Source organism: Citrobacter freundii complex sp. CFNIH2, assembly GCF_002880615.1.
Classification (GTDB): Bacteria; Pseudomonadota; Gammaproteobacteria; order Enterobacterales; family Enterobacteriaceae; genus Citrobacter_A; species Citrobacter_A amalonaticus_F.
This window is the reverse complement of the sequence record NZ_CP025757.1, coordinates 762,611-787,298: the sequence shown is the minus strand read 5'-3', so window position 1 is coordinate 787,298 and position 24,688 is coordinate 762,611. Positions and strand designations below refer to the sequence as shown.

The window sequence follows — 24,688 nt, the reverse complement described above, 5'->3', positions numbered from 1 at the left end:
TATTCTGCTTTTTCCCATGGTACCCGGAGCGGGACTTGAACCCGCACAGCGCGAACGCCGAGGGATTTTAAATCCCTTGTGTCTACCGATTCCACCATCCGGGCTCGGGAAGAAAGTGGAGGCGCGTTCCGGAGTCGAACCGGACTAGACGGATTTGCAATCCGCTACATAACCGCTTTGCTAACGCGCCTTAAATCTTTGTCTTTCGACTGACACCCGCAACTGCCGATGTCTTAATCTGGAGCGGGAAACGAGACTCGAACTCGCGACCCCGACCTTGGCAAGGTCGTGCTCTACCAACTGAGCTATTCCCGCATCATCAAGTAAATCGTTAATCACTTGATTTTACTATCGTCTGGCAATCTGTGCTGCCGTTCGATGCGTTGCATTCTACTTACCTGACGCAATGAGTCAACGATATTTTTCGTCACGTAGGATCGTTTGCTGAAATTTACGGCGAAACGATCACTGATCAAGCAAATCCCCGCGCGCGGCGTTCAGATACTGGAACATTGACCACAGCGTCAGGACCGCAGCAACGAAGAACAGCGCAATACCCGCGTACTCCACCCAGATATTCGGACGCCACAGCAGCCAGGCCAGCGCCGCCATTTGCGAAGTGGTTTTGACTTTGCCGATCCAGGAGACCGCCACGCTGCTGCGCTTACCCAGTTCCGCCATCCATTCACGCAGCGCAGAGATGATAATTTCACGTGCAATCATCGTGGCAGCCGGTAGCGTCACCCACCAGCTGTGATAGTGCTCGGTCACCAATACCATCGCAATGGCCACCAGCACTTTATCCGCAACCGGGTCGAGAAACGCGCCAAAACGCGTACTCTGGTTCCAGCGACGCGCCAGAAAACCGTCAAACCAGTCGGTCACCGCAGCGATACAGAAGATCAGCGCAGCGACGAACGGCGCCCAGGTGAATGGCAGATAAAACACCACGACAAAGAATGGGATAAGTATGACGCGAAACAGCGTAAGCAACGTTGGAATATTAAATTGCATAGTGACGGGTAACTATCTGTTGTCAGAGAATTTACCCCTATGTTGCTACAGCGGACTCAATGTTTCAACGACCAGAAGATCTTTTCTGCCAGTCCTTGCGAAATACCCGGCACTTTTGCAATTTCTTCAACGCTGGCGTTACGTAATCCTTGCAAACCGCCCATATATTTCAACAACATTTGGCGACGTTTCGGTCCAACGCCTTCGATGGTCTCCAGCGTACTGGTGTTTTTCACTTTCGCCCGTTTTTTACGGTGGCCGCCAATGGCATGATCGTGTGACTCATCGCGAATATGCTGGATCACATGCAGGGCCGGCGAATCCGGCGGCAGGCTAAATCCCTCACCTTCCGGTTCAAAGAACAGCGTTTCCAGACCGGCTTTACGGTCAGCGCCTTTTGCAACCCCTAACAGCAGAGGGTGATTTTTATCCCAGGGCACATCCAGCTCAGCGAAAACGGCCTTCGCCTGCCCCAGTTGCCCTTTTCCGCCGTCAATCAGGATCACATCCGGAATCTTACTTTCTTCGATGGCTTTTCCATAACGGCGACGCAATACCTGATTCATTGCAGCATAGTCATCGCCCGGCGTGATGCCGGTGATATTGTAGCGACGGTATTCCGCACGCAGCGGCCCGTTCGCATCAAAGACCACGCAGGATGCCACCGTTTGTTCGCCCATCGTGTGGCTGATGTCGAAACATTCCATCCGTTTTACCGCTGGTAGCTTCAGTACGGTCGCCAGCGCCGTCAACCGTTGGGTAATGGTCGACTGCTGAGAAAGTTTCGTGGTCAGCGCCGTGGCGGCATTGGTCCGCGCCAGTTTCAGATAACGCGCGCGATCGCCGCGGGGTTTGGTCTGCACATTAATACGACGCCCCGCCAGTTCAGAAAGCGAATCTGCCAGCAGCGTTTTGTCTTCCAGATTGAAATCCAGCAGGATCTCGCCAGGCAATGTGCGCATCTGGCTGCCCTGGAGGTAGAATTGCCCGACGAAGGTTTCCACCACTTCGCCCAGTTCAGTCCCTCCCGGCACTTTCGGGAAATAGCTGCGGCTGCCCAGCACTTTCCCCTGGCGGATAAAGAGTACGTGTACACAGGCCATCCCGGCATCAAACGCAACGCCGATCACATCCAGATCGTCACCCGCGTTGGAAACGAACTGTTTCTCCGTCACCCGACGCACGGCCTGGATCTGATCGCGTATACGCGCGGCCTCTTCGAACGCCAGATTTTGACTGGCTTTCTCCATCCGCGCGATCAGCTGGGTTAAGACCTGATCATCCTTGCCGGATAAAAACAACCGGACGTAGTCAACCTGCTGCGCATACTCTTCTTCACTCACCAGACCTTCGACGCAGGGGCCCAGGCAACGGCCGATCTGGTATTGCAGACATGGTCGCGAGCGATTGCGATAAACGCTGTTTTCACACTGCCGGATCGGGAAAATTTTCTGTAACAGCGCCAGCGTTTCACGGACGGCATAGCCGTTGGGAAACGGGCCGAAGTATTCGCCCCGCGTATGTTTCGCCCCACGGTGCATCGCCAGCCGGGGATGCGTATCCGCGCTGAGAAAAATAAAGGGGTAGGATTTGTCATCACGCAGCAACACGTTATAACGCGGCTGATACAGCTTGATGTAGTTGTGCTCGAGCAGCAACGCTTCCGTTTCGGTGTGCGTCACCGTCACATCGATTTGCTGAATGAGCGCAACCAGCGCTTCGGTCTTACGCGAAGCCAGGTTGCTGCGGAAATAGCTGGAAAGCCGTTTTTTCAGGTCTTTCGCTTTACCCACATAGATAACCGTACCACCGGCATCATACATACGATAAACGCCGGGTTGACTGGTTACGGTTTTTAGGAACGCTTTCGCGTCAAACTGATCGCTCACTGGCTTGTTAACGTCTCCGCATTACACAGGCCATGGCGAATTGCCAGGTGAGTCAGCTCTACATCACCATGAATGTTTAGTTTACTGAACATACGATAGCGATAGCTGTTCACCGTTTTAGGACTGAGATTCAACTGCTCCGAAATCTCATTAACCTTCTGACCTTTGGTGATCATCAGCATAATCTGCAATTCGCGCTCAGACAAACTGGCAAACGGGGTTTCCGTTTTTTCGGGTTCAATCTGGCTTAATGCCATTTGCTGGGCGATGTCAGAAGCAATGTATCGCTGCCCGGAATAAACCGAACGGATGGCACTTACCACTTCCTGAGGCGCGGCGCCCTTACTCAGGTAACCTGCGGCTCCGGCCTGCATCACTTTTGCTGGCAACGGGTTTTCCGTGTGAACGGTCAACATAATCACTTTAATATCGGCAGTTGAACGCGCAATTTTGCGCGTGGCTTCAAGGCCACCAATACCGGGCATGTTCATGTCCATCAACACGACGTCGACGGTGTTGGCGCGACACCATTTTACGGCATCCTCACCGCAACCTGCTTCACCGACAACTTTTATACCCTTTATATCTTCAAGAATGCGTCGTATCCCTGCGCGCACCAGTTCGTGGTCATCAACAAGAAGAACGTTGATCAAAGGAATATCTCCAGAATAGGGATAACGCTACTGATAGTGGATCGCCACTATATTAGCGGGTTTTATCTCAACTTTAAAACGTAAAAAACGTCCGGTTACCGATTTTGCTCTCGTTTTCGGAAATTAGTCTGTACGCTTTGTGGAAACTTAGGCTAAGAACAGCCAGTTACACGCACTATTTCGGGAACGAGGTTTCATAATAGTGACAAAAACTCGCGTTCTCTCGCCTAAATGCTAAATAGACAGCTAAGTTTGTAACAATAATTAACGAGTAAAATACTCGGAATAAACAATAAATGAGGAAAATATAGACTTCTTATGTTGTTGTTTAATTTAACTCCGCTGGTGTGATTTCCGATCAAAAAACAACCACTGCTATTTTTCCCTCAGCTTATGGTATACTCCGCGGCCTTAACATTTACCATCGCACATTTTTACTGAAACATTACGAGGAAAATAAATGAGTACGCCTGATTTTTCCACTGCCGAGAATAATCAAGAACTGGCTAATGAAGTCACCTGCCTGAAGGCGCTGTTAACGCTGATGCTGCAAGCAATGGGCCAGGCCGATGCAGGCCGCGTGATTCTTAAAATGGAAAAACAGATCGCGCTGGTCGAAGACGACGCGCAGGCTGCAGTATTTTCCAGCACTGTTAAGCAAATTAAACAAGCTTACCGTCAGTAAAGAAAAACCGGCTGAGAGCAGCGCTTTCAGCCGGTTTATTGTCTGCCACGCAGAACGTTTATTGTTTCAGATAAGCCCGGTCGCCGCGGCATAGCACGCAATCTGCGTCTTATTCGGCGCGTTGAACTTCTTCTGCATATTCTTCTGGTGAAAGTTAACGGTGTTTTCTGATATCGACAGAATCATCGCAATTTCAGCCGAGGTCTTTCCTTCCGCCGTCCATTTCAGAATCTCTTTTTCTCGTTTGCTAAAGCGCATTTCCGGCGCCATCACCATCTCATCTTCGAGCCGGGAGAGTACCGTTAAGCTTTCGCGTACCAGCAACTGCAGTTTCAATTCGACTTCATCGCCCGCAAACGGCGTATTACGCAGGCTCGACCGTGAGACCGAGAGAAAACCCAGCGCGCGATTTGGCAGCATGAGACACTGCGTGACCCCTTTGCGTAATCCGTGCGAACGGGCGGCATCCCACATCGTCTGTGCGTCACTGAATAATGCGTCGTTCCAGGGCAGATGTCCCTGAATGAAGTTTTCCGGCTTCAGCACGGGATCAATCGCGAAATAGTTTTCCGCCTGATATTGCGAAACCCACGCATCGGGATAAGTGGTATGAAGGGAAATTTTAGGACGCGTGAACGGAACCGGATGCCTGACACACAGCGCGTAATAATCAAATTCCAGCAATTGTGTCTGCTGCTGTAATTCGCTGTAGACGTCTTCTGCGCTTGTCATTTCGTGAAAACGTAACAGCATCGTCCGTCGCCAGGTAAAGAAATCTAAATCCTGCATACTCAGTATTCGCGCCCTTGAGAGTGATAATCATTTTAAATGTGAGAAATAACCTATCACATAAACATACGGTAGATGTATAAAATATCGGTCAGGGAACCGATTACTTGAGCGTTGTTTCAATAAGCCTGTTTCACTCAGGGAAATACGTTCATAGTCATGCGACTGATATTACTATTTATGCATCTCCACCCGGCCGAAATGGGATAATCCCGGACGAGTGGAGAAAAACCAATCATTGCAGCAGAAACTTCTCAAGAAACTGACGGGTTCTCGGTTGTTGTGGATTGGCAAATAGCGCTTTGGCCGGCCCCTGTTCCACAATACGCCCCTGATCCATAAATATCGCCCGGTCCGCGACATCGCGGGCGAAGCTCATTTCATGGGTCACAATCACCATGGTGCGTTTTTCCTGCGCCAGTTGACGGATAGTGCTCAACACCTCGCCCACCAGCTCAGGATCGAGCGCAGAGGTCGGTTCATCAAACAAAATCACTTCCGGACGCATCGCCAGCGCACGGGCGATCGCCACACGCTGCTGCTGTCCGCCGGACAAGCGCCGCGGATAGCTGGTCTCTTTCCCGGCCAGCCCCACTTTCGCCAGCAGTTCCCGCGCCCGCGCCATCGCCTCTTCTTTGCCTTCGCCCTTCACGATAACCGGACCTTCAATGATGTTCTCCAGTACCGTGCGATGAGGGAAGAGATTGAAGCTCTGGAACACGAAGCCGACATGCTGACGCAACTGGCGAATAAGCGTTCGCTGTTGACTTAGCGAACGCGCCGTATCAATGGTGATGTCACCCACGGTAATCGTGCCCGCTTCCGGCTGTTCCAGCAGATTAATACTGCGCAGCAGTGTCGTTTTCCCCGACCCGCTGGGACCGATGATCGCGACCACCTCCCCCGCCTGCACTTGCAGATCGATGCCGTGCAGCACCGTCTGTCCATGGAATTTCTTGACCAGGTTTTTTACGTCGATCGCACTCATTTCGGCTCTCTCTCCTGGCGGTTCAGTTGATTTTCAAAGTAGTTCTGCAATGAAGACAGCACGGTTGCCATGATCCAGTAGATCAGCGATGCCGCCAGATACATGGTGAATACCTCCAGCGTGCGCGACGTAATCAGCTGTGCCTGACGGAACAGTTCGGGTACCTGAATGGTGGCCGCCAGCGACGTGTCTTTCACCAGGCTGATAAAACTGTTGCTCAGCGGCGGCAGTGCTACTCTGGCAGCCTGCGGTAAAATGGCGCGACGCATCGTCTGCCATGGCGTCATCCCGATACTGGCTGCCGCTTCCCACTGTCCTTTGTCAATCGATGAAATCGCCGCACGCAGCGTCTCCGCGGCATAAGCTGCCGTATTGAGCGACAAGCCAATCATTGCGGACGGCACCGGATCCAGCTCAATACCAAACTGCGGCAGACCGTAATAGATCATAAACAGTTGCGCGATAAGCGGCGTACCGCGAAAAATAGAGATATAGAAGCGCGCCAGCCAGCGCAGAGGCAGCAGCGGCGACAGGCGCATCAGCGCGAGGATAAATCCCAGCAGCAGGCCGAAGAACATGCCGCCAATACTGAGTTGCAGCGTAAACACCGCCCCTTTGAGCAGATACGGCAGGGAATCAATAACCAGTTGGATACTTTCTTGCATGAGCTTATCCGAAAATTACACGTGTGGATGGTAGGCAAACAGCGCGGGCGCCCCACCAGTATGGATAAAGAGGATCGGGCCTTCGTCTTTAAAGCGTTTCTGGCTGATGCCGTCAATCAGTCCGGCCATCGCTTTTCCGGTATAGACCGGGTCGAGAAGGATCCCTTCCAGACGCGCCAACAACTTCACGGCTTCCATCCCCTCTTCATTTGGCGTGCCGTAGCCCGGGGCATAATAGTCATCCCACAACAAAATCTCCGCCGCCGCTGTCAGTTCGAGTTCACTGGCAATAGCCTGCTGCAGCGCCGCCACTTTCGGCTTTTGATCGGCTACGCTGCGCGAAACGGTTACGCCAATCAGATCCACATCCGGCATCAGTTGTTCCAGACCAATCGCCAGCCCGGCGTGCGTTCCCGCGCTACCAGAAGCCACCACCACTGAAGAGAGTTGCACCGCGCCTTCACACTGTTGCGCGATTTCCAGCGCGCTTTCAACATAGCCTAATGCCCCCAGCGCGTTTGAACCGCCAACCGGTATGATGTAGGGACGAAAGCCCTGCGCTTCGACGCGGGTGGCCAGTTCCTGCAACTGCGCATCTGGCTGGCTTAGCGCATCGCACATTTCGACCTGCACGTTGAACAGATCCAGCAGCAGGCGGTTGCCGTTGGTGAGATAGTTTTCTGCCGTGGTGCCAATGGGGTTTTCCAGCAGCGCCACGCAGTGCAGTCCCAGCTTCGCGGCAACCGCCGCAGTCTGACGTACGTGGTTAGACTGAATCGCGCCTGCCGTGATCAGCGTATCCGCGCCTTCACGCAGCGCATCTGCGGCCAGGAACTCGAGCTTGCGCAGCTTATTACCCCCCATCGCCATCGGCGTTACGTCATCGCGCTTGATGAAAATATCCCGTCCCAGGTAGTCAGAAAAGCGCGGCAGGTATTCCAGCGGCGTCGGCGCGCCGATAAATTCCAGGCGCGGAAAGCGTGTCAGGTTGTGCAGTGGCATAAAGCCTCCGATTATTCGTTGTTGTGATGTTCTTTTTATTATGCACGTTCAAACGCATGAAATAAAAAAGGCGCTGATTAAAGCGCCTTTTTTTTCTTACTGTTCGGACTATTTCGTTACATCCGCGCCAAACCACTTCTCAGAAAGCGCCTTCAGCGAGCCGTCTTTCTGCATTTCGGCAATCGCGGCGTCTACCGCCTTCAGCAGGTCTTCGTTGCCTTTACGCAGCGCAACGCCAGACTCCTGACGGGAGAAGGCTTCACCGGTGACCGCCAGCGTGTCTTTGGTCTTTTTAACCAGATCCAGCGCCGCCAGACGATCCACCAGAATGGCGTCGATACGGCCTACGCGCAGATCCTGATATTTCGTCGGGTCATCATCATAAGTCCGGATGTCAACACCCTGGACGTTCTGACGTAACCACTCTTCATAGTTGGTACCCAGACCCACGCCCACTTTCTTATCTTTCAGATCGGCGGCGGTTTTAATCGCGCCTTCATTGCCTTTTTTCACCAGCGCCTGGATACCGGAAACGGTATAAGGGGTAGAGAAATCATATTTCTTTTTCCGCTCGTCGGAGATGGTGACCTGATTGATCACCACATCGATGCGTTTAGAGTCCAGAGAGGCCAGCATCCCGTCCCATTTGGTCGGTTTCAGCGTGGCTTTCACGCCCAGATGCTTCGCCAGCTCTTCGGCGAACTCCACTTCAAAGCCGGTCAATTTACCGTCATCGCCCTGGAAACTGAACGGCGGATAAGTGCCTTCCAGCCCCACCAGCAGCGTGCCACGATCTTTAACCTTCTTCAGCAGACCTTCATCTGCAAACGTTTTTGCGCTCATTCCCGCGACAAGAGCCACAGCCATCACGCCCATCAGCGCCTGGCGTCCCAGAAGTGCTAATTTCATATTTACCCCGAATGTTGTTATGAATGCCCGTAGTGTAGAGCGTTTATGGGTAACGACATAAATCACTCTGCTACATCTTATTCATTTTTAATATATATCAGAAGTCATCCGGAGGGAGGAATTCTGTTGCGATTCGGGGCGAGCATGCGCTTTATATTGCGCGTACTTACGCAGTGCGATGCGATAGTTGTTGGTGCTGGTCTCCGGCAGCCACGGCGCCAGGTTTTCATCAAGGTAACCGTCCTGGAGCAGATCGTGAGAAATTTTCTGCTCGCTGAGATGATTACCGAGACGGCGCAGACGGACAACATACTCGCGTACGGTTCCGTGGCTCATTTCGGTCTGTTCAAACAGGAATTGTTTAAAACCAATGATGTCGAAGAAATCGCTCTGCGTTTTGCAGTGCAGATCGCCGCAGAAACGGCATAGCGCCACCCACTCTTTCTGCTCCTGCTGCCAGGCGGCTTCATCCATGAGCGTATCGAGGCGGGAAATGGCGATTTTATTGACGATCTGCCCTTTGCGCACCAGCGTGATGCGATCCAGTAGCTTGTGGCAATGAGCGCAATGCGTCTGGCTGTGTTTAAAGTCTTTGAGGTAGCGGCTTAGAGGCCGTCTTTTTGATTGCTGCACCGTCATGAGAACTCCTGGTAGTCAATACGTTGTGCGGCATTTTTCAGCACGACAACGTCGTTCGCTATAACTTACCCAGCTTCGTGCGTAACCGTTTTATGGCCTGACTGTGCAACTGGCTGACCCGTGACTCCCCGACTTCCAGAACCGCGCCAATCTCTTTGAGATTGAGTTCTTCCTGGTAATAGAGCGTGAGCACCAGTTGTTCGCGTTCCGGAAGTGCTTCAATGGCATCCATCACGCGCTGGCGCAAATTGCTCTCAAGGAGCTGTTGTAACGGGTTTTCCTGCTGGTGTTCTTCTGTCACCAGCTCGATACTATCGCCATGCTCTTCCCGCCACTCGTCATAGGAGAAGAGTTGGCTGTTGTTGGTATCAAGCAACATCTGACGATATTCTTCGACAGGAATCGCCAGTCGCTCCGCCACCTCAGTTTCCGTCGCGTTGCGCCCTAATTCCTGTTCCAGTTGCCCCATCGCCTGTGCCACTTCGCGGGCATTACGCCGGACACTACGCGGCACCCAGTCACGGCTGCGTAGTTCATCCAGCATCGCCCCACGAATACGCTGCACTGCGTAAGTGGTAAATGCCGTTCCTTGCAGAGCGTCATATCGGTCAACTGCATTCAATAACCCGATACCGCCCGCCTGTAGCAGATCGTCCAGTTCTACGCTCGCGGGCAAACGCACCTGCAGGCGCAACGCTTCGTGACGCACCAGCGGTACATAACGCTGCCACAGCGAGTGTTTATCCATTACACCTTCAGCGGTATACAGTGAATTCACGATAAACAGCCCTGCGTTAAATGAGTTATCGGCATGATTATCCGTTTCTGCAGGGGTTTTAATCGGGTGAATAGTGGGTGAAATGAGGGGTTATTTAGGGGTTACCGGTAAAGCCAGAACGAAAAAACCCCGCCGAAGCGGGGTTTGTGCAGGAAGCGTAAATTAACGCAGCAGGGACAGCATGGTCTGCGGAACCTGGTTGGCCTGAGCCAGTACGGAAGAGCCAGCCTGCTGCAGGATCTGCGCGCGAGACATGTTGGACACTTCGGTCGCGTAGTCAGAATCCTGAATACGGCTACGGGCGTCGGTCAGGTTGTTAACGGTGTTGTTCAGGTTAGTGATGGTAGACTCGAAACGGTTCTGGGAAGCACCCAGGATGCTGCGCTGAGTATCAACCGCTTTCAGCGCGGCATCGATATCAGCCAGCGGGCTACCGTCAGTTTTGCCTTCAGAATCAACAGTACCGTTCAGTACGTCAAAACCTTTCGCTGCAACGGTACGCATATTGCCGTTTACAACTGTGCCGCTGAAGGCAGCTGCTGCATCTTTAGCTGCTGAATAAGTTGCCAGGTTTTTGTCTACTAACAATGCGTTTGTCAGTGCTGTTTCTGCTGCAGCTTTATCAGTTGCATTGCCACCTGTCGTCAGGTTACCGGTTTTAACTTTCGCCAGAGCGGCAGAAATATCGGCATCATCGCTAACACCTAATGCTGTGCGAAGAGCGGTTTCAGCATCTTTCTCTGCCGTACTTCCAACCGCTGCATCAGCATAAGCAGTGAGTTCAGTAGCCGCAGCCGTTACGATAGTTTTCGCTGCTGTCGCATCTGCAGGCTTATCCAGAGCCGTATCATATGCTTTTTTAGCATCATCAATGTTTGTGCTAACGTTGACTTTATCGCTGGAAGTACCATCAGTACCTGCAGCAACCAGGTTCCAACCGGCACTTGAGCCGATCTGAATGCTGATCTGCTCGCCATCTTTAGAGCCAACCTGGAAGTCATAGCTCTGAGAGGTAGCTGCACGGTTATCCAGAACTTTGATACCGTTAAAATCGGTTTGTTTGGTGACGCGGTTGATCTCTTCCATACGCTGGTTAACTTCAGACTGGATAGAGTCGATATCGGATGCGGAGTTAGAGCTGTTCTGCGCCTGAACGGTCAGGTCACGAACACGCTGCAGGTTGTTGTTGATTTCGCTCAGCGCGCCTTCAGCAGTCTGAGACAGAGAGATACCGTCGTTGGCGTTACGTGCAGCAACGGTCAGACCGTTGATGTTAGAGGTGAAACGGTTGGCGATTGCCTGGCCAGCGGCGTCGTCTTTAGCGCTGTTGATACGCAGACCAGAAGACAAACGCTCAATAGCGGTACCCAGAGCAGACTGAGATTTGTTCAGGTTGTTCTGCGTCATCAGCGACAGGCTGTTAGTATTGATTACTGCCATAATTGAGTTTCCTTCATAAAGTGTTTAGTTTCAGGCCTCTGGCCCACGGCTCCTGCGCCGTTATCCAGATTATCGACAGCCTCAAACGAACCTTTAGCAATTTTTATCACTCTTTTTTTTCCGCTTTTTTATCCCCTGAACAATTTCAAATAAGTCTTCGTCCCTGTCTCTGGCTTATTTTACCGAGAAGCAGAATACCTTCCTAAAAAGCCTCTTTATTGTGCAATTGCCATCGCTATCTTTTCGCTAAACTTCTCGCGTTAAGTGCCGATACCCTCTCCATTGGTTCTTATTCAAAAGGAAAATGTAATGGCGAGTGTTAGTTCTCTTGGCGTCGGTTCGAATCTGGATCTGAGTGCTCTGCTGGATAAATTAAATGCCGCAGAACAGCAAAGACTCACACCGTTAACCACTCAACAGACGTCTTATAAAGCACAGCTGACGGCCTGGGGCGTGGTAAAAAGCGCACTGCAAAAAGTGCAGACGGCATCTGATGCATTAGTCAAAGCGGATAAGATCGCAACCACTGCGGTAACCAGTAAAAACACCGCCTTTAGCGCCACTGTGGATGGTGGCGTGCCTGCTGGGAATTACACGGTTGAAGTTCTCAAGATGGCGCAGTCACAGACGCTGACATCCCAGGAATTCTCCAGCAATAAAGATAAAATTGGCGGCACAACGGGATCGGACTCTCGCACCATTACCATTAGCCAGCCGGGTCAGAAAGAACCGATGACCGTCACGTTAACTGACGATCAAACCTCGCTGACCGGGATTCGCGACGCAATTAATAAGCAAAATGGCAGCGTCACCGCCACGATTATTAAAGCAGATGACGACTCTTATTATTTGTCACTGACATCCAAAGAAACGGGTGTGAGTAATGCCATGACGGTGACAGTGACGGGTGACGATACTCTGAAGCAGAAACTGGCTTATGATCCGAGCGCAACGTCTGGTAATGGGTTAAAGCAGACGGTTCAGGCATCCGATGCCGAAGTTAAAATTAACGATATCACCATCACGCGCAGCAGCAATACCATCAAAGATGCGCCGGAAGGCCTGACGCTGACGCTACTGAAAGAAACAGAAGCCGATAAGCCAGAACAGCTCACAATTACCCGTGATAACACGGCGATGAAAACGGCGATTCAGTCTTTTGTCGATGCCTATAACTCATTGCAGACGACCATTTCGTCACAAACGAAATACACCGCCGTCGATCAGGGCAGTGACAGCCAGGATTCAAGCAATGGCGATCTGATGGGAGACGGCACGCTGCGCAACATTCAGACGCGCCTGCGTTCCATGGTGATTAGCGCACAGCCTTCTGACTATGCCACGCTGTCATCCATGGGGATCACCCAGGATGTCAACGGTAAACTGACCGTTGACAGCACCAAACTGGATAAAGCGCTGAATGATAAACCGGGTAGCGTGACTGAATTCTTTGTCGGTGACGGTGAAAAAACCGGATTCGGCGTACAAACCAGCGCCCTGCTGAAGCAATTTTTGGCCGATGACGGCGCGGTTCAGAGCGCAACGGACGGTATCAACAATTCGCTGAAAAAATTAAAAACGCGCATTGATGACACCACGCTCAGCATCAATAACACCATCGAGCGTTATAAAAAGCAGTTTACGCAACTCGATACGCTGGTAAATAAGCTGAACAATACCGGTAGTTATTTGAGCCAACAATTTACCGCTATGTCTTCATCGTCGTAAGGATTTTTGCATGTATAGCCGTGCAGGTATTAGCGCCTATGCGCAAATCGAAGTGGAGAGCGCTGTAATGAGCGCCTCCCCTTATCAACTGGTAAACATGCTTTTTGATGGCGCGCTCAGCGCCTTAAAAAAAGCGCTGATCTTGCTCGAACAGGGCGATATTCCCGGTAAGGGAAAAGCACTGACCAAAGCCATTAATATTATTTCGAATGGTTTACAGTCCGGACTTGATCGCAGTGTCAATCAGGAATTATGCGACAACCTCGATAACCTGTATGACTATATGACTCGCCGTTTATTACAGGCAAACTTGCACAATGACGCGTCAGCCATCCTCGAAGTTCATGCCCTACTGAGCAATATTTCAGAAGCATGGAAAGAAATTGATCCGTCTTCAAAAGCACAGGATATAAAATAATGAGCGCTTCCTTTTCATCCTTGCAGCAGTGGCTACTACTTCGTTCTGTGAGCCAGCAAATGCTCAGGCTGGCGAGTGAAAACAAATGGGATGAATTGGTCGAAGGAGAGATGGAGTATATTCGCCTGGTCGAGTCTCTGGCTCAAGACCCAAACCCGCCAGGCGATCCCTCTACGCAAAGCCAGATCAGAGAGTTGCTCCACACAATCATCGATAACGAGAACGAAGTTAAGCGGTTGCTGAGCATTCGGATGGATGAGTTAAAAGTACTTATCCAAAACGGAAACCAGCAAAAAACGTTGACCTCTACCTACAGCAATCTTTCTGGCATGCTATTGGTGCCCGACGCCCCCACTGCCCCACAATAATTTCCGCTACGTTAGCAAAAATCTTCCATACTCCAGAGGTCGTCTACAAGACTTCTGGAGCACGGAAGATGAAAAACCCCACGTTACTGCAGTTCTTCCACTGGTATTACCCCGAAGGCGGCAAACTCTGGCAAGAGGTGACAGAGCGCGCAGACAGCCTCAATGATATCGGTATCAACATGGTCTGGTTGCCGCCCGCCTATAAAGGCGCGTCAGGCGGCTATTCCGTCGGCTATGACTCTTACGATCTGTTTGATCTCGGCGAGTTTGACCAAAAAGGCACCCTTGCCACCAAATATGGTGATAAAACGCAGCTACTGGCGGCAATCGACGCGCTGAAGAAAAATGACATCGCGGTGCTGCTCGACGTGGTGGTAAATCACAAAATGGGGGCGGACGAGAAAGAGAGCATCCGCGTACAGCGAGTCAACGAAGAGGATCGCACGCAGATTGCGGATGAGATCATCGACTGCGAAGGCTGGACCCGTTACACCTTCCCGGCGCGTGGCGGTCAGTACTCTCAGTTTATCTGGGATTTCAAATGCTTCAGCGGCATCGACCACATCGAAAATCCGCACGAGGACGGCATCTTTAAGATCGTCAATGACTATACCGGCGAGGGCTGGAACGACCAGGTTGATGGCGAGCTGGGCAATTTCGATTACCTGATGGGCGAAAACATCGACTTTCGTAATCACGCCGTCACCGAGGAGATAAAATACTGGGCGCGCTGGGTGATGGAACAAACCCAGTGTGACGGTTTTCGTCTCGATGCGGTAAAACACATTCCGGCCTGGTTTTATAAAGAGTGGATTGAACATGTTCAGGAGGTGGCGCCAAAGCCGCTGTTTATCGTCGCCGAATACTGGTCGCACGAAGTGGATAAGCTGCAAACCTATATCGACCAGGTAGAAGGCAAAACGATGCTGTTCGACGCCCCGCTACAGCTCAATTTTCATGAAGCGTCGCGTCAGGGACGTGATTACGACATGAGCCAGATCTTCAGCGGCACGCTGGTAGAAGCCGATCCGTTTCACGCCGTGACGCTGGTCGCCAATCATGACACCCAGCCGTTGCAGGCGCTGGAGGCGCCGGTTGAAGCGTGGTTTAAACCGCTGGCCTATGCGCTCATCCTGCTGCGGGAAAATGGCGTACCGTCGGTTTTCTATCCCGATCTCTATGGCGCGCACTATGAAGATACCGGAGGCGACGGGGAAACCTATACCATCGACATGCCGATCATTGAGCAACTCGCCGAACTTATTCTTGCCCGCCAGCGTTTCGCCCACGGCATTCAGACGCTCTGGTTTGATCACCCCAACTGCATCGCGTTCAGCCGTAGCGGGACGGACGACGATCCCGGCTGCGTGGTGGTGCTATCCAATGGTGATGATGGCGAGAAGACTCTCGCGCTGGGGGCAAACTACGGCAATAAAACCTGGCGAGATTTTCTCGGCAACCGGAGCGAAAGCGTGGTCACCGATGAAAACGGCGACGCCACGTTTTACTGCAACGCCGGCAGCGTCAGCGTGTGGGTGATTGAAGAGGTGATCTAATCAAGCGCCCCGACAGAGAAAACTGTCGGGGACAAGACATTACGGTAGCGGCGTTGGCAGCGGTGACTTCTCGAGCGCGGCGGCACATTCCACCGTTGGGCGATCCACGCGTTGCAGGGTCATCCCGTCATATTCCAGGGTGTTCCCTTCCCGCTCGATCTCATAAAGTTCACGTTTGACCGTCACGTTGGTTAAGTCACCGGACAACATCGTTAGCTTACCCGGCAGCGCAATAACCCTTTGCCACTGGCGACAATCGAGCGTATCGCCCTCTTTGGTCACCACCAGACTGGCAATGGCTTCCGGGCTCACCAGTTTGCGCTGCGGCCCGTTAGTCTGCCAGTACCCTTCCAGCCCGGCGGGCGCAGGCGTTTTGACCACATCATTGTAGTTTTCCACCTCGGCGCATCCCGCTAACATCAGCAATGCCCCAACGATTGCACATTTTTTCATCATTCATCCTGCATGCGAAGAAAAGAGGATTGTGGCATTAAAGGCCTGCGGTCGCCAGCCTTTCACGGTACCAGCAGAACTTTGATCCATTGGGGATTACCGCTTAATAGTACCAGGCAAAATTACCGCAGTGGTGTACTATCCGCTTTCTTGTTTCACACCTTCTGAGTTCAGAGGCAAAACACATGTCATGGCAACAATTCAAACAAGCCTGGTTAGTTAAATTCTGGGCACCTGTCCCTGCGGTCATCGCAGCGGGTATTCTCTCTACTTACTATTTTGGCATCACCGGCACCTTCTGGGCCGTCACGGGTGAATTTACCCGCTGGGGCGGACAAATCCTGCAACTGTTTGGCGTCCATGCGGAAGAATGGGGCTACTACAAGCTGATCCACCTGGAAGGCACCCCGCTCACTCGCATCGACGGGATGATGATCCTCGGGATGTTCGGCGGCTGCTTCGCGGCAGCGCTGTGGGCCAACAACGTCAAACTACGTATGCCGCGCAGTCGCATCCGCATCATGCAGGCGGTTCTGGGCGGGATCATCGCCGGGTTCGGCGCGCGTATGGCGATGGGCTGTAACCTGGCGGCATTCTTTACCGGTATTCCTCAGTTCTCTCTTCACGCCTGGTTCTTTGCCCTGGCAACCGCCATCGGCTCCTGGTTTGGCGCGCGATTCACCCTGCTGCCGATATTCCGCATCCCGGTCAACATGCAGAAAGTCTCCGCTGCATCGCCGTTGACGCAGAAACCGGATCAGGCGCGCCGTCGTTTCCGCCTCGGCATGCTGGTGTTTATCGGCATGATCGGCTGGGCGCTGCTGACCGCCATGAACCATCCGAAGCTGGGCCTGGCGATGCTGTTCGGCGTTGGTTTTGGTCTGCTGATCGAGCGCGCGCAAATCTGCTTCACCTCCGCCTTCCGCGATCTGTGGATCACCGGGCGAACCCATATGGCAAAGGCGATCATCTTCGGGATGGGCGTCAGCGCAATCGGTATTTTCAGCTACGTACAACTGGGCGTGGAAGCCAAAATCATGTGGGCGGGCCCGAATGCGGTCATCGGCGGGCTGTTGTTTGGTTTTGGTATCGTGCTGGCAGGCGGGTGTGAAACCGGCTGGATGTACCGCGCGGTGGAAGGCCAGGTACACTACTGGTGGGTGGGTCTCGGTAACGTCATCGGCTCAACGATTCTGGCCTACTACTGGGATGACTTCGCCCCTGCGCTGGCCACCAGCTGGGATAAAATTAACCTGCTCAACACCTTCGGTCCGCTCGGCGGCCTGCTGGTAACCTATCTGCTGCTGTTTGCCGCCTTAATGTTCATCGTCGGCTGGGAAAAACGTTTCTTCCGTCGTGCCGGGCTGACCCCTGCTAAGGAATCCGCATGAAAAATATCGTTCCCGATTATCGCCTTGATATGGTCGGCGAGCCCTGCCCTTACCCTGCCGTGGCGACGCTGGAAGCGATGCCGCAGTTGAAGAAAGGGGAAATTCTGGAAGTGGTCAGCGACTGCCCGCAATCCATCAATAACATTCCGCTGGATGCGCGCAACCACGGCTACACCGTACTGGATATTCAACAAGACGGGCCGACGATCCGTTATTTGATTCAGAAGTAACGGTTTGCCGGGTGGCAACGCCCCCTAATCCGGTCTACAGGATGTGTGAATTGTAGGCCGGATAAGCGCCAGCGCCATCCGGCACGCAAACCTACACCTGCATACTCATCACTTCCTGATAGGCCGACACCAGTTTGTTGCGCACCTGAATTCCCATCTGCATGGAAACTGAGGCTTTTTGCATATCGGTCATCACATCGTTGAGCGCAATCCCCGGTTCACCCAGAGTGAATTTTTCCGCCTGTACGCGGGCGGTGGTTTGCGTATCGCTGATGCGGTCCAGCGCCGCGTGCAATTGACCGGCAAAACTCACGGTCGGTTGCGGCAGTGTCTCCTGCGCCCTGGCGCTCATCGCCGTCGCCTGAAGCTGGCTGATAACCCCTTCAATCCCCTGTATCGCTGACATGATAATCCTCTGGATGGTTTTCTACGCAGCAGAGATTACCAGTTTGTCAATAAGATAAAGGCGCTAAATAACGATAAAAAACCCCGGTTTTTGCCGCATAGAAAAAAACGAAACCGCAAATAATGAGACCGTCAATTTTTCGATTTTGCTGACCCGGGAGTGAGTCTTGTTCCACTTTGCAAATAAAGCCGTCCACGAACAGTCACGAGGTGCGAGATGAACGCGACTGCATCGGCTGCAACCCAATCTAAACCTCTCGAGTGGCTTAATCGCCTGCGTGCGAATCCCAAAATTCCTCTGATTGTTGCGGGCTCTGCGGCCGTCGCCATTATTGTGGCGATGGTGCTGTGGGCCAAAGCGCCTGATTATCGTACGTTATTCAGCAATTTATCCGATCAGGATGGCGGCGCGATCGTCACCCAGTTGACCCAGATGAACATCCCGTACCGCTTCTCGGAAGGCAGCGGCGCGATTGAAGTTCCAGCCGACAAAGTCCATGAACTGCGCCTGCGCCTGGCCCAGCAAGGGCTGCCGAAAGGCGGTGCGGTGGGCTTTGAACTGTTGGATCAGGAAAAGTTCGGCATCAGCCAGTTTAGCGAGCAGGTGAACTACCAGCGCGCGCTGGAAGGCGAACTGGCACGCACCATCGAAACCCTTGGTCCGGTTAAGCGCGCACGCGTGCATCTGGCAATGCCCAAGCCGTCTCTGTTCGTGCGTGAACAGAAATCCCCTTCTGCCTCGGTGACCGTCAATCTGGAACCGGGGCGTGCGCTGGATGAAGGTCAAATCACTGCGGTCGTGCATCTGGTTTCCAGCGCGGTAGCCGGTCTGCCGCCGGGTAACGTGACGCTGGTCGATCAGGCCGGTCATCTGCTCACGCAGTCAAATACCAGCAGTCGCGATCTGAACGACGCGCAGTTGAAATACGCCAGCGACGTGGAAGGTCGTGTCCAGCGCCGTATCGAATCGATCCTGTCACCGATTGTCGGTAACGGGAATGTCCACGCGCAGGTCACCGCGCAGCTGGATTTCGCTAATAAAGAACAGACAGAAGAACAGTATCGGCCAAATGGCGATGCCTCTCAGGCCGTGCTGCGTTCGCGTCAACTGAATGAAAGCGAGCAAATTGGCTCCGGTCTGCCGGGTGGCGTACCTGGTGCGCTGTCCAACCAGCCTGCGCCAGCCAATACGGCGCCGATCAGCACACCACCGGCGAATCAGCAAAATGCGCAGAATGCCCAAAACGGACAGAACGCGCAGCAGCAGACGGCCACCAGCGCCAGTGCCGGTCCACGCAATACCCAGCGCAACGAAACCAGTAACTATGAAGTTGACCGGACTATCCGCCATACAAAAATGAACGTCGGCGACGTACAGCGTCTGTCCGTGGCTGTCGTGGTCAACTACAAAACCTTGCCGGATGGCAAGCCGCTGCCGCTCACTGCCGATCAAATGAAGCAGATTGAAGATCTGACCCGCGAGGCAATGGGCTTCTCGGACAAGCGCGGCGATACCCTGAACGTAGTCAACTCGCCGTTCAGCGCCACGGACGACAACGCGGGCGAACTGCCGTTCTGGAAACAGCCGTTGTTTATCGAACAGTTGATCTCGGCCGGACGTTGGTTGCTGGTGCTGTTGGTGGCATGGATCCTGTGGCGTAAGGCGATTCGTCCGCAGTTGACCCGTCGCGCTGAAGAGGCGAAAGCCCAGCAGGAACGTGAGCAGATCCGTCAGGAAACCGAAGAAGCCGTTGAGGTTCGCCTCAGTAAAGATGAGCAGACTCAGCAGCGTCGGGCGAATCAGCGTCTGGGCGCAGAAGTGATGAGCCAGCGCATTCGCGAAATGTCAGATAACGATCCGCGCGTCGTGGCGCTGGTCATTCGCCAGTGGATGAATAACGATCATGAGTAATGCTCTTTCCGGTACCGATAAAAGCGTCATTCTGCTGATGACCATTGGCGAAGATCGCGCGGCGGAGGTGTTCAAACACCTCTCCCAGCGCGAAGTGCAGACCCTGAGCGCAGCAATGGCGAACGTCCGCCAGATCTCCAACAAACAGTTGACCGACGTACTGGCGGAATTTGAGCAGGAAGCCGAGCAGTTTGCCGCCCTGAACATCAACGCCAACGAATATCTGCGTTCGGTGCTGGTGAAAGCGCTGGGCGAAGAGCGGGCCTCCAGCCTGCTGGAAGATATTCTTGAAACCCGCGATACCGCCAGCGGCATTGAAACGCTCAACTTTATGGAGCCGCAAAGCGCCGCCGACCTTATCCGCGACGAGCACCCGCAGATTATCGCCACCATCCTCGTGCACCTCAAACGCGGTCAGGCGGCGGATATTCTGGCGCTGTTCGACGAACGTCTGCGTCACGATGTCATGCTGCGTATCGCCACTTTCGGCGGCGTACAGCCTGCCGCGCTGGCGGAACTGACCGAAGTGCTCAACGGTCTGCTCGACGGTCAGAACCTCAAACGCAGCAAAATGGGCGGCGTGAGAACGGCGGCAGAAATTATCAACCTGATGAAAACGCAGCAAGAAGAAGCGGTTATTACCGCTGTGCGCGAATTCGATGGCGAACTGGCGCAAAAAATCATCGACGAGATGTTCCTGTTCGAAAACCTGGTGGATGTAGACGACCGCAGCATCCAGCGTTTGCTGCAGGAAGTGGATTCCGAGTCGCTGCTGATCGCCCTGAAAGGCGCGGAACAGCCGCTGCGCGAGAAGTTCCTGCGCAATATGTCGCAACGTGCGGCAGATATCCTGCGCGACGACCTCGCCAACCGTGGCCCGGTACGTTTGTCGCAGGTGGAAAACGAGCAAAAGGCCATTCTGTTGATTGTGCGTCGTCTGGCCGAGACCGGCGAGATGATGATTGGCAGCGGCGAGGATACCTATGTCTAACGAGCTGCCGTGGAAAATCTGGACCCCGGACGATCTCGCGCCGCCGCTGGCTGAATTTGTGCCCATGGAGCACAACGATGACCCCGTGTCTGAAGAGGACGAACCCGAGATCAGTGCGGAACAGCAGCTCGAGCAGCAGTTAGCCCAGCTGAAAATTCAGGCCCACGAGCAAGGTTACAACGCGGGACTGGCGGAAGGTCGGAAGTCCGGTCATGAACAAGGTTATCAGGAAGGGCTGGCGCAAGGGATGGAACAGGGCCAGGTGCAGGCGCGATCCCAGCAGGCCCCGCTTCATGCGCGGATGCAACAACTGGTCAGCGAATTCCAGCACACGCTGGACGCGCTGGACAGCGTGATCGCCTCGCGTCTGATGCAGATGGCACTGGAAGCCGCGCGTCAGGTGATTGGTCAGACGCCCGCGGTGGATAATTCCGCCCTAATCAAGCAGATCCAACAGCTCTTACAGCAGGAGCCCCTGTTCAGCGGAAAACCGCAGTTGCGCGTCCATCCGGATGATTTACAGCGCGTCGAAGAGATGCTCGGCGCCACCCTCAGCCTGCACGGCTGGCGTTTGCGTGGCGATCCGACCCTGCATCACGGCGGCTGCAAAGTCTCTGCGGATGAAGGCGATCTCGACGCCAGCGTGGCGACCCGCTGGCAAGAACTGTGTCGTCTGGCCGCGCCGGGAGTGATCTGATGACCTCACGCCTGACTCGCTGGTTGACGACGCTGGATAATTTCGAAGCCAAAATGGCGCAGCTTCCGGCCGTTCGTCGTTACGGACGACTGACCCGCGCCACCGGCCTGGTTCTGGAGGCCACCGGATTGCAGTTGCCGCTCGGCGCGACCTGTGTGATTGAACGCCAGGACGGAACGGAAACCCGCGAAGTGGAAAGTGAAGTGGTGGGCTTTAACGGTCAGCGTCTGTTTTTGATGCCGCTCGAAGAGGTCGAAGGCATTCTGCCCGGCGCGCGTGTCTACGCCAAAAATATCGCCGGTGAAGGGTTGCAAAGCGGTAAACAGCTGCCGCTGGGTCCGGCGCTGTTAGGTCGCGTACTCGACGGCAGTGGCAAACCGCTTGACGGTCTGCCCTCCCCCGACACCACGGAAACCGGCGCGCTGATTACCCAGCCGTTTAACCCGTTGCAGCGTACGCCGATTGAGCATGTGCTGGATACCGGCGTACGCCCGATCAACGCCCTGTTAACCGTCGGTCGCGGCCAGCGTATGGGGCTGTTCGCCGGTTCCGGCGTCGGGAAAAGCGTGCTGCTTGGCATGATGGCGCGCTATACCCGCGCCGACGTCATCGTCGTGGGACTGATTGGCGAACGTGGCCGCGAAGTGAAAGATTTCATCGAGAACATTCTCGGTGCCGACGGACGCGCGCGTTCGGTCGTGATCGCCGCGCCGGCGGACGTGTCACCCTTACTGCGCATGCAGGGTGCCGCTTATGCCACCCGCATCGCCGAAGATTTCCGCGATCGCGGTCAGCACGTGTTGCTGATCATGGATTCCCTGACCCGTTATGCCATGGCCCAGCGTGAAATTGCGCTGGCGATCGGTGAACCACCGGCCACCAAAGGCTATCCGCCGTCGGTCTTCGCCAAACTTCCTGCGCTGGTTGAACGCGCAGGGAACGGGATCCACGGCGGCGGCTCCATCACCGCCTTTTATACGGTACTGACCGAAGGCGACGATCAGCAGGACCCGATTGCCGACTCGGCGCGAGCTATTCTTGATGGTCACATTGTGCTGTCGCGCCGTCTGGCGGAGGCCGGACACTACCCCGCAATTGACATCGAAGCGTCGATCAGCCGTGCGATGACGGCGCTGATAACGGAACAACACTACGCCAAAGTGCGTCACTTCAAGCAGTTGCTGTCGAGCTTCCAGCGCAACCGCGATCTCGTCAGCGTCGGCGCCTATGCCAAAGGCAGCGATCCGATGCTCGATAAAGCCATCGCGCTGTGGCCACAACTGGAGGCGTTTTTGCAGCAAGGTATTTTCGAACGCGCTGACTGGGAGGATTCTCTGTCGGCGCTCGATCTGATTTTCCCGACGGTGTGATAAAGCAGGAGGGTAATGGTCATGGCTGAACATGGTGCACTGGCAACACTCAAAGATCTCGCCGAAAAAGAGGTGGATGACGCGGCACTGCTGTTAGGTGAAATGCGCCGCGGTTTTCAACAGGCGGAAGAACAGCTCACGATGCTGCTTGACTACCAGAATGAATACCGCAGCAACCTCAACAGCGATATGAGCCAGGGGATTGCAAGTAATCGCTGGATTAACTACCAGCAGTTTATTCAGACCCTGGAAAAAGCGGTGGAACAGCACCGCCAGCAGTTAACGCAGTGGACGCAAAAAGTGGATGTGGCGCTGAACAGCTGGCGTGAGAAAAAACAACGGCTTCAGGCCTGGCAAACCTTACAAGACAGACAAAACGCGGCGGCCTTACTGGCTGAAAACCGCCTGGATCAGAAAAAAATGGATGAATTTGCGCAGCGTGCAGCAATGAGGAAACCAGAATGATCACTTTACCCCAACGGGTCACCACTGACACAGACCTTATCACTGGCTTGTCGTCCGGGAAGACGGCGGATTCCGCCCAGGATTTTCTGGCCCTGCTGGCAGGCGCGTTAGGCGCAGGCGATGCTCAGGGTAAAGACGCGCCGCTGACGTTAGCTGATTTACAGGCCGCCAGCGGCAAGCTGCAAAAAGGCCTGCTGGCACAGGACGGTGACGCTTCGCAGACCGTGAAACTGGCCGACCTGTTAGCGGCCAAAGAAGGACAGTCGGACGCGTTGCAAAAAGGTCTGAGCGATGCGCAGGCCCTGCTGTCCGCCCTGACGCCCACACAGAAGAACAGTGCGCTCGCGGCCCTGCGCCAGTCTGCGCAGAAAGATGAAGGCACTGCGGCCCTCAGCGATGACGATCTCGCCAACCTTAGCGCCCTTTTCGCCATGCTGCCGGGTCAACCAGGAATGACGACACCGCCGGTGACCACCGGTGAAAAAGTGAGTGCGCTGAGCACCGCGTTGAGCACCGATCCTCGTTCGCTCGCGCAGGGTGCGACCAGTCCGTTGACCCGTGACGATGCGAAAAAGAGCAAAACGGACAATGCGACACCGGTGATCGCGGCGGAAAGCGCTAAAGGTCAGGCGGTCACTACGCCTGTGGTGGCAGCCGCTGCCGCCAACGCGGAGATCGACAGTACGCCTTCACCCGTGACGCCAGGCATCGCGATGACCACAACCACGCATTCCGCCTCACAGCCGCTGCCTACCAGCGCCGCACCGGTTCTGAGCGCACCGTTGGGTAGCCATGAGTGGCAGCAATCCCTGAGTCAGCACATCACGCTGTTTACCCGTCAGGGTCAGCAGAGCGCGGAGCTGCGTCTGCATCCGGAAGATCTGGGTCAGGTACAAATCTCGCTTAAGCTTGATGATAACCAGGCGCAACTGCAGATGGTCTCAGCGCATAGCCATGTTCGCGCGGCGCTGGAAGCCGCTCTGCCGACACTGCGCACGCAGTTGGCGGAGAGTGGTATTCAACTGGGACAAAGCAGCATTAGCAGTGAGAGTTTCGCCGGCCAGCAGCACTCCTCAGCCCAACAGCAGCAGACGGCTCGCACGCAGGGACAGGATCGGCTCATGGTCGATGACGAGAGTGAGCTGGCGGTTCCCGCGTCGCTCCAGTCCGCCGCACGCGGTAACGGCGCCGTCGATATCTTCGCCTAACGCCAGAGGTAGCACGATTATCCGCGTCTTTTCCACGCTTTGCCG

The 24,688-nt window shown here is 54.2% G+C and carries 27 protein-coding genes and 3 tRNA genes; 14 read left to right on the top strand and 16 right to left on the bottom strand.

Annotation, left to right across the window (positions count from 1 at the left end):
- Positions 1-17 precede the first annotated feature (17 nt).
- The 6 genes from WM46_RS03955 to uvrY all read right to left on the bottom strand — a co-directional run bounded on the left by WM46_RS03955 (position 18) and on the right by uvrY (position 3,556).
- Positions 18-104 (bottom strand) — tRNA-Leu (locus WM46_RS03955).
- Between the two features lie 12 nt (positions 105-116).
- A tRNA-Cys gene (locus WM46_RS03950) sits at positions 117-190 on the bottom strand.
- A 49-nt stretch (positions 191-239) separates the two neighbouring features.
- Positions 240-315 (bottom strand) — tRNA-Gly (locus tag WM46_RS03945).
- A 150-nt stretch (positions 316-465) separates the two neighbouring features.
- The gene (gene pgsA / locus WM46_RS03940; protein WP_042318323.1) at positions 466-1,014 is read right to left on the bottom strand and encodes a CDP-diacylglycerol--glycerol-3-phosphate 3-phosphatidyltransferase; all 549 of its coding nucleotides are present in this window, start codon (positions 1,012-1,014) and stop codon (positions 466-468) included.
- Positions 1,015-1,070: 56 nt separating this feature from the next.
- On the bottom strand, positions 1,071-2,903 hold the full coding sequence (uvrC, locus tag WM46_RS03935; RefSeq protein ID WP_102601490.1) for an excinuclease ABC subunit UvrC: 1,833 nt from the start codon (positions 2,901-2,903) through the stop codon (positions 1,071-1,073).
- The gene (gene uvrY / locus WM46_RS03930; RefSeq protein WP_043000305.1) at positions 2,900-3,556 is read right to left on the bottom strand and encodes a UvrY/SirA/GacA family response regulator transcription factor; all 657 of its coding nucleotides are present in this window, start codon (positions 3,554-3,556) and stop codon (positions 2,900-2,902) included. Before uvrY ends, uvrC begins: the two co-directional genes overlap by 4 nt.
- Positions 3,557-3,903: 347 nt before the next feature.
- On the opposite strand from uvrY, the gene WM46_RS03925 reads away from it, so the two are divergent.
- Positions 3,904-4,020 carry a hypothetical protein gene (locus WM46_RS03925; protein WP_102601489.1) on the top strand — a complete coding sequence of 39 codons (117 nt, stop codon included), beginning with the start codon at positions 3,904-3,906 and terminating at the stop codon, positions 4,018-4,020.
- A complete protein-coding gene (locus tag WM46_RS03920; RefSeq protein ID WP_042318315.1) occupies positions 4,017-4,241 on the top strand; it encodes a DUF2594 family protein in 225 nt (74 codons plus the stop codon). The genes WM46_RS03925 and WM46_RS03920 overlap by 4 nt, the downstream gene beginning before the upstream one ends.
- Positions 4,242-4,307: 66 nt before the next feature.
- Here WM46_RS03920 and sdiA read toward each other — a convergent pair whose 3' ends face one another.
- The 8 genes from sdiA to WM46_RS03880 form a co-directional block, all read right to left on the bottom strand.
- Entirely contained in the window at positions 4,308-5,030 is a 723-nt protein-coding gene (sdiA, locus tag WM46_RS03915; RefSeq protein WP_061077870.1) for a transcriptional regulator SdiA, read from the bottom strand.
- A gap of 235 nt (positions 5,031-5,265) precedes the next feature.
- Entirely contained in the window at positions 5,266-6,018 is a 753-nt protein-coding gene (gene tcyN / locus WM46_RS03910) for an L-cystine ABC transporter ATP-binding protein TcyN (protein ID WP_042318311.1), read from the bottom strand.
- Positions 6,015-6,683: a cystine ABC transporter permease gene (tcyL, locus tag WM46_RS03905; RefSeq protein WP_042318310.1), complete on the bottom strand. Its 669-nt coding sequence runs from the start codon at positions 6,681-6,683 to the stop codon at positions 6,015-6,017. Before tcyL ends, tcyN begins: the two co-directional genes overlap by 4 nt.
- 15 nt (positions 6,684-6,698) lie before the next feature.
- Positions 6,699-7,685, bottom strand: coding sequence for a D-cysteine desulfhydrase (gene dcyD / locus WM46_RS03900; RefSeq protein ID WP_102601488.1), 987 nt, complete (start codon positions 7,683-7,685; stop codon positions 6,699-6,701).
- 108 nt (positions 7,686-7,793) lie between these two features.
- Positions 7,794-8,594, bottom strand: coding sequence for a cystine ABC transporter substrate-binding protein (gene tcyJ / locus WM46_RS03895; protein ID WP_102601487.1), 801 nt, complete (start codon positions 8,592-8,594; stop codon positions 7,794-7,796).
- Positions 8,595-8,681: 87 nt separating this feature from the next.
- Positions 8,682-9,233 carry a flagella biosynthesis regulatory protein FliZ gene (fliZ, locus tag WM46_RS03890; protein WP_102601486.1) on the bottom strand — a complete coding sequence of 184 codons (552 nt, stop codon included), beginning with the start codon at positions 9,231-9,233 and terminating at the stop codon, positions 8,682-8,684.
- 58 nt (positions 9,234-9,291) lie between these two features.
- Positions 9,292-10,011, bottom strand: coding sequence for an RNA polymerase sigma factor FliA (gene fliA / locus WM46_RS03885; protein WP_044257600.1), 720 nt, complete (start codon positions 10,009-10,011; stop codon positions 9,292-9,294).
- Positions 10,012-10,173: 162 nt separating this feature from the next.
- The gene (locus WM46_RS03880) at positions 10,174-11,451 is read right to left on the bottom strand and encodes a FliC/FljB family flagellin (protein WP_102601485.1); all 1,278 of its coding nucleotides are present in this window, start codon (positions 11,449-11,451) and stop codon (positions 10,174-10,176) included.
- Between the two features lie 309 nt (positions 11,452-11,760).
- Between WM46_RS03880 and fliD the strand changes: the two genes are divergently transcribed.
- The 4 genes from fliD (at position 11,761) to amyA (ending at position 15,521) form a co-directional block, all read left to right on the top strand.
- On the top strand, positions 11,761-13,179 hold the full coding sequence (fliD, locus tag WM46_RS03875; RefSeq protein ID WP_102601484.1) for a flagellar filament capping protein FliD: 1,419 nt from the start codon (positions 11,761-11,763) through the stop codon (positions 13,177-13,179).
- 10 nt (positions 13,180-13,189) lie between these two features.
- Positions 13,190-13,597, top strand: a complete 408-nt coding sequence (gene fliS, locus WM46_RS03870) for a flagellar export chaperone FliS (RefSeq protein WP_046481243.1) — start codon at positions 13,190-13,192, stop codon at positions 13,595-13,597.
- Positions 13,597-13,965, top strand: coding sequence for a flagella biosynthesis regulatory protein FliT (gene fliT, locus WM46_RS03865; protein WP_061077875.1), 369 nt, complete (start codon positions 13,597-13,599; stop codon positions 13,963-13,965). Before fliS ends, fliT begins: the two co-directional genes overlap by 1 nt.
- 68 nt (positions 13,966-14,033) lie before the next feature.
- Complete coding sequence (amyA, locus tag WM46_RS03860) at positions 14,034-15,521, top strand: alpha-amylase (RefSeq protein WP_102601483.1); 1,488 nt, start codon at positions 14,034-14,036, stop codon at positions 15,519-15,521.
- 39 nt (positions 15,522-15,560) lie between these two features.
- On the opposite strand, the gene yedD is transcribed toward amyA, so the two are convergent.
- Positions 15,561-15,974 (bottom strand): lipoprotein YedD, encoded by a 414-nt coding sequence (gene yedD, locus WM46_RS03855; protein WP_043000294.1) that lies wholly within the window; start codon positions 15,972-15,974, stop codon positions 15,561-15,563.
- A 185-nt stretch (positions 15,975-16,159) separates the two neighbouring features.
- On the opposite strand from yedD, the gene yedE reads away from it, so the two are divergent.
- Together yedE and yedF are read left to right on the top strand one after the other, a co-directional pair.
- Positions 16,160-17,365 carry a selenium metabolism membrane protein YedE/FdhT gene (yedE, locus tag WM46_RS03850; RefSeq protein ID WP_102601482.1) on the top strand — a complete coding sequence of 402 codons (1,206 nt, stop codon included), beginning with the start codon at positions 16,160-16,162 and terminating at the stop codon, positions 17,363-17,365.
- Positions 17,362-17,595 (top strand): sulfurtransferase-like selenium metabolism protein YedF, encoded by a 234-nt coding sequence (yedF, locus tag WM46_RS03845; protein ID WP_000790504.1) that lies wholly within the window; start codon positions 17,362-17,364, stop codon positions 17,593-17,595. The genes yedE and yedF overlap by 4 nt, the downstream gene beginning before the upstream one ends.
- A gap of 91 nt (positions 17,596-17,686) precedes the next feature.
- Here the strand turns inward: yedF and fliE are convergent, their stop codons facing one another.
- The gene (gene fliE, locus WM46_RS03840; RefSeq protein WP_102601481.1) at positions 17,687-18,001 is read right to left on the bottom strand and encodes a flagellar hook-basal body complex protein FliE; all 315 of its coding nucleotides are present in this window, start codon (positions 17,999-18,001) and stop codon (positions 17,687-17,689) included.
- A gap of 216 nt (positions 18,002-18,217) precedes the next feature.
- Between fliE and fliF the strand changes: the two genes are divergently transcribed.
- Genes fliF through fliK form a run of 6 tightly spaced genes read left to right on the top strand, consistent with a single transcriptional unit; the run spans position 18,218 to position 24,643 of the window.
- The gene (fliF, locus tag WM46_RS03835) at positions 18,218-19,912 is read left to right on the top strand and encodes a flagellar basal-body MS-ring/collar protein FliF (protein WP_102601480.1); all 1,695 of its coding nucleotides are present in this window, start codon (positions 18,218-18,220) and stop codon (positions 19,910-19,912) included.
- Complete coding sequence (gene fliG / locus WM46_RS03830; RefSeq protein ID WP_042318283.1) at positions 19,905-20,903, top strand: flagellar motor switch protein FliG; 999 nt, start codon at positions 19,905-19,907, stop codon at positions 20,901-20,903. Before fliF ends, fliG begins: the two co-directional genes overlap by 8 nt.
- Positions 20,896-21,600, top strand: a complete 705-nt coding sequence (gene fliH, locus WM46_RS03825; RefSeq protein ID WP_102601479.1) for a flagellar assembly protein FliH — start codon at positions 20,896-20,898, stop codon at positions 21,598-21,600. Before fliG ends, fliH begins: the two co-directional genes overlap by 8 nt.
- On the top strand, positions 21,600-22,970 hold the full coding sequence (gene fliI, locus WM46_RS03820) for a flagellar protein export ATPase FliI (protein WP_043000288.1): 1,371 nt from the start codon (positions 21,600-21,602) through the stop codon (positions 22,968-22,970). The genes fliH and fliI overlap by 1 nt, the downstream gene beginning before the upstream one ends.
- A gap of 21 nt (positions 22,971-22,991) precedes the next feature.
- Complete coding sequence (fliJ, locus tag WM46_RS03815) at positions 22,992-23,435, top strand: flagellar export protein FliJ (protein WP_061078061.1); 444 nt, start codon at positions 22,992-22,994, stop codon at positions 23,433-23,435.
- A complete protein-coding gene (fliK, locus tag WM46_RS03810; RefSeq protein ID WP_102601478.1) occupies positions 23,432-24,643 on the top strand; it encodes a flagellar hook length control protein FliK in 1,212 nt (403 codons plus the stop codon). Before fliJ ends, fliK begins: the two co-directional genes overlap by 4 nt.
- The last annotated feature ends 45 nt before the right edge of the window (positions 24,644-24,688 follow it).